Annotated in this window: 2 protein-coding genes; one reads left to right on the top strand and one right to left on the bottom strand. The window is 64.8% G+C overall.

What is annotated here, in order from left to right; translation table 11 throughout:
• The first annotated feature begins 821 nt into the window (after window positions 1-821).
• The gene (locus PLZ73_12680) at window positions 822-1,835 is read left to right on the top strand and encodes a hypothetical protein (protein HOO78729.1); all 1,014 of its coding nucleotides are present in this window, start codon (window positions 822-824) and stop codon (window positions 1,833-1,835) included.
• A gap of 15 nt (window positions 1,836-1,850) precedes the next feature.
• On the opposite strand, the gene PLZ73_12675 is transcribed toward PLZ73_12680, so the two are convergent.
• The coding region (locus tag PLZ73_12675) for a lamin tail domain-containing protein (protein HOO78728.1) at window positions 1,851-3,296 on the bottom strand (1,446 nt) is incomplete at its 5' end.

The following is a 3,296-nucleotide window of genomic DNA, read 5'->3' as shown; positions in this document are numbered from 1 at the left end:
GGCCCGAATTTAATAAAAAAGATCGCGGGGGGAGGAAAGGGGATTTACCACAGAGGTCACAGAGGGCACAGAGATTTAGGGAGAGATGAAGGCCGGGTAAAGATGCCGCCCGGTAGATAGTGGGAGCCATGGGCCTTTTCCCATCGGGAAGATCGTTCGACCATGAAGTTCATGAAGGAGGGGAGGGAAGGAGGCGAGGTGGGGACGTTTCCTACTGAATACTGTATTCTGAATTCTTCCCCCTCTATGCTCCATGCGCTATGCCCTTTCTTCTCACCACAGAGGTCACAGAGGGGGGAAGAGAGGATTCAGGGTTCGGGGTTCAGGCCCCCGCCTCAGCCCCGGAAGATTTTTGCACCTGATTACTCTGATTAACTCTGATTGGGGAAGGGGGAGATGGTTCGGGAAGGGAGAAGTCCACGGACCTGCCTGCCGGCAGGCAGGTTTCACAGATGATAGAAAGAGGATTTGTTTTTCTCTATGCACTATGCTCCATGCTCTTTGCTTCTCTCGACCATGAAGGTCATGAAGTTCATGAAGGGGAGGGGATGAGAGGGTTCAGGGTTCGGGGTTCAGGCCTCCGCCTCAGACCCGGAATATTTTTGCACCTGATTACTCTGATTAACTCTGATTGAGAGAGAATTTTAATGGGGCCCCTGAACCCTAAAGGGGGCTGGTTTTCCCTATGCACTCTGCTCTATGCTCTTTGCTCCCCTCCTGAACCCTGAACCCTCTTCCTTTTCCCCTTCATGTTCTTCATGGTGGATTCTTTTTTCCCTTTCCTTTGCTATACTCAGTAAGCAAGCACGAAAGGAGCTGGGATGAAAGACAAGTTCGACCAGGTGATGGACCGGTTCCTGGTCCCGATGGAGCGCTTCCGGGGCCCGGTGGTGGACAGCACCTATTTTCTGCGTCACGACGGCAGTTTCGTCTTCGCCGAAGGCTACTGCCATCCTCCGCGGGCCCTGTGGGGGATGATCATCAAGTACCCCCGGGACGGCGGCCATATCGACGTCTTCGGCCGCGCCTACGACTGGACCCACCGCGAGTACGTGGACGGCGAGCTGGTGATCGTTCCCTTCGAGCGCCAGGTGGAGAACCAGTTCCGGGTGGCCCCGGCGCTGCGGGAAATCCAGGGGGAAAAGCCTCCCTATGCCCGCACCTTCGTCAAGTTTCCCCTGAGCGATTTCCGGGGCTATTTCGACGGGGTCCGCTCCCTGCGCCTCCTCCGCGAGGACTATCCCTGGATCGACTCCGCCGTGGTCCAGACCTGCGAACTGCTCGACTACGACCCCGACCGGGCCGGGGTCAGCGGGTCCCTGGCCTACGGCAGGGTGGAGGACGACGTCGATCTGGTGATCGTGGCCGACCCCGAGGAGATCTACCGGATCGGCGCCGCCATCCGCAAGTACAAGGCCGGCCATCCCCAGGCCCGGGTGGTGGAACTGGGCAAGGAGTGGCCGGTCCGCTTCCACTACGCCGGGACCCTGATCTGCCCCTTTTTCCGCTACGCCGACCCGGCCCGCCAGGCCCCGCTCTTCGATTGCCGGATGTCCCTGCTGGAAGACGGGGTTTCGATCGAGGGAACCGTGGCCGACGATTTTCACGGCTACTATCTTCCCGCCATCCTGGGCCTGGAGGGCGTGCGCCGTCCCGACACCGGGGAAGCGCTGGAGAACATGGAGCTGATCATCTACCACGGGGCGATGCGGGGCGAACTGCGCACCGGCGACCGGGTCCGGACCCGGGCCCAGCTGGTGGAGGTCTCCGCTCCCGGCCGTCCCGCCCGCCGGGCGGTCCTGGTCACCGACACCGACGTCGAAATCCGGGACTGAACGCCCTTCCGGCCGTCAACGGCTGAGGGGGAGGTCGCCGGTCTTGCCGTGGTAGGCACGGGTCACTCCGGGGACGACCCAGAGCCCCGAGCTTTCTCGGAACACGGCCGGAACGTCGCCGCCGCCGGCATAGGCGCCGGGCGCGGGCTGGTCGAGGCAGGAGCCCAGGAAGAACCGGGTGGTCCCCCGCACCAGCCACAATCCCCGGCAGGGCCGGAAGACGGCGGGGTCGGCGCCGCCGTCGCCGTCGTAGTCGGCGGGGCGGGGGATATCGTCGCCGTTACCGAAGAAGAACCGGGTGGCCCCCCGGACCAGCCACAGGCCCGTCGCCGGGCGAAAGAGGGCGATGGCGTCTCCGCTCCCCCCGTTGTAATCGGCGGGGACGGGGAAGTCCCCCTCGCGGCCGAAGTAGATCTTGGTTATTCCCCGGGTGAACCAGGAGCCGCTGGAGGGACGGAAGACCGTGAATTCCCGGGTCCCGTCGCCGTCGAAATCGCTGGGAACCGGCAGGTCTCCTTCCTTGCCGAAGTAGACCCGGGTCACCCCCCGGACCAGCCAGAGGCCGGGGCCGGGCCGGAAAACGGCCAGGTCGGACGACCCGTCGCCGTCGAAATCGCCCGGAGCGGGGACGTCGCCCCCGGTGCCGAACCAGACTCGGGTCGAACCCCGGATCAGCCAGCGCCCGGAGTCCGGGCGGAAGACCCCGAGGTCGGTGGAGCCGTCGCCGTCGAAATCGGCCCCGGCCGGAAAGTACCAGGGGATATCCGGGGCGGGCCCGCAGGTCGGGCTCGGGACCGGGGTGGCGGGAACCGCGGTGGGGACGGCCGAAGGAGTCGGGGAGGGGGAGGGAACCGAGGTGGAGGTGGGCGTGGGGAAAGGTTCGAAGGGGCTGCCGCTCAGCCTCGTTCCCGGGGAGAAGAGCCTCCCCTCCGCTTCCGGGATGGAGGCGTGGGGGGCGAAGTCGCCGGTTTCTTCCGGCCAGCGGTTCAGGGACTGGTCCAGGCTCCATTCGACTCCGAAGGAAACGGCGGTCCGGACCGTCCCTTCGCCGTCGTAGAGGGTGATGCTGTCCCCCTCGTTGCTGAGGTAGAGGCCGTACTCGGTGCCGACGGTGAAGACCGTCGCTCCTCCGAATTCGCCGGTGGGGGTGCCTCCGCCGAAGACCACGAAGACGCCCTCTCCCGGGATGACGGAGGGGGAAGGAAAGACGAAGGTCTGGCGCTTCGAATCCCGGATATACCAGCCGCCGACGTCGACGGGGAGGTTCGAGCGGTTGATGAATTCGATGAACTCGTCCTGCCAGGAGAGCCGGACCCCGTCGCCGTTGGCGTCGCCGGCGGCGTCCATGGGGACGTCGGCCAGGATTTCGTTGATGACCACGTCACCGGCGCCGGGGGTGGGCGAGGTGGTGGGGGAAGCGCTGGGGGTGGGGGTCGTGGTGGGAGAGGGCGTCGGCGAAGG

The organism is bacterium (assembly GCA_035380285.1).
Classification (GTDB): Bacteria; Auribacterota; Erginobacteria; order Erginobacterales; family DAOSXE01; genus DAOSXE01.
This window is presented reverse-complemented; position numbering and strand designations above follow the sequence as displayed.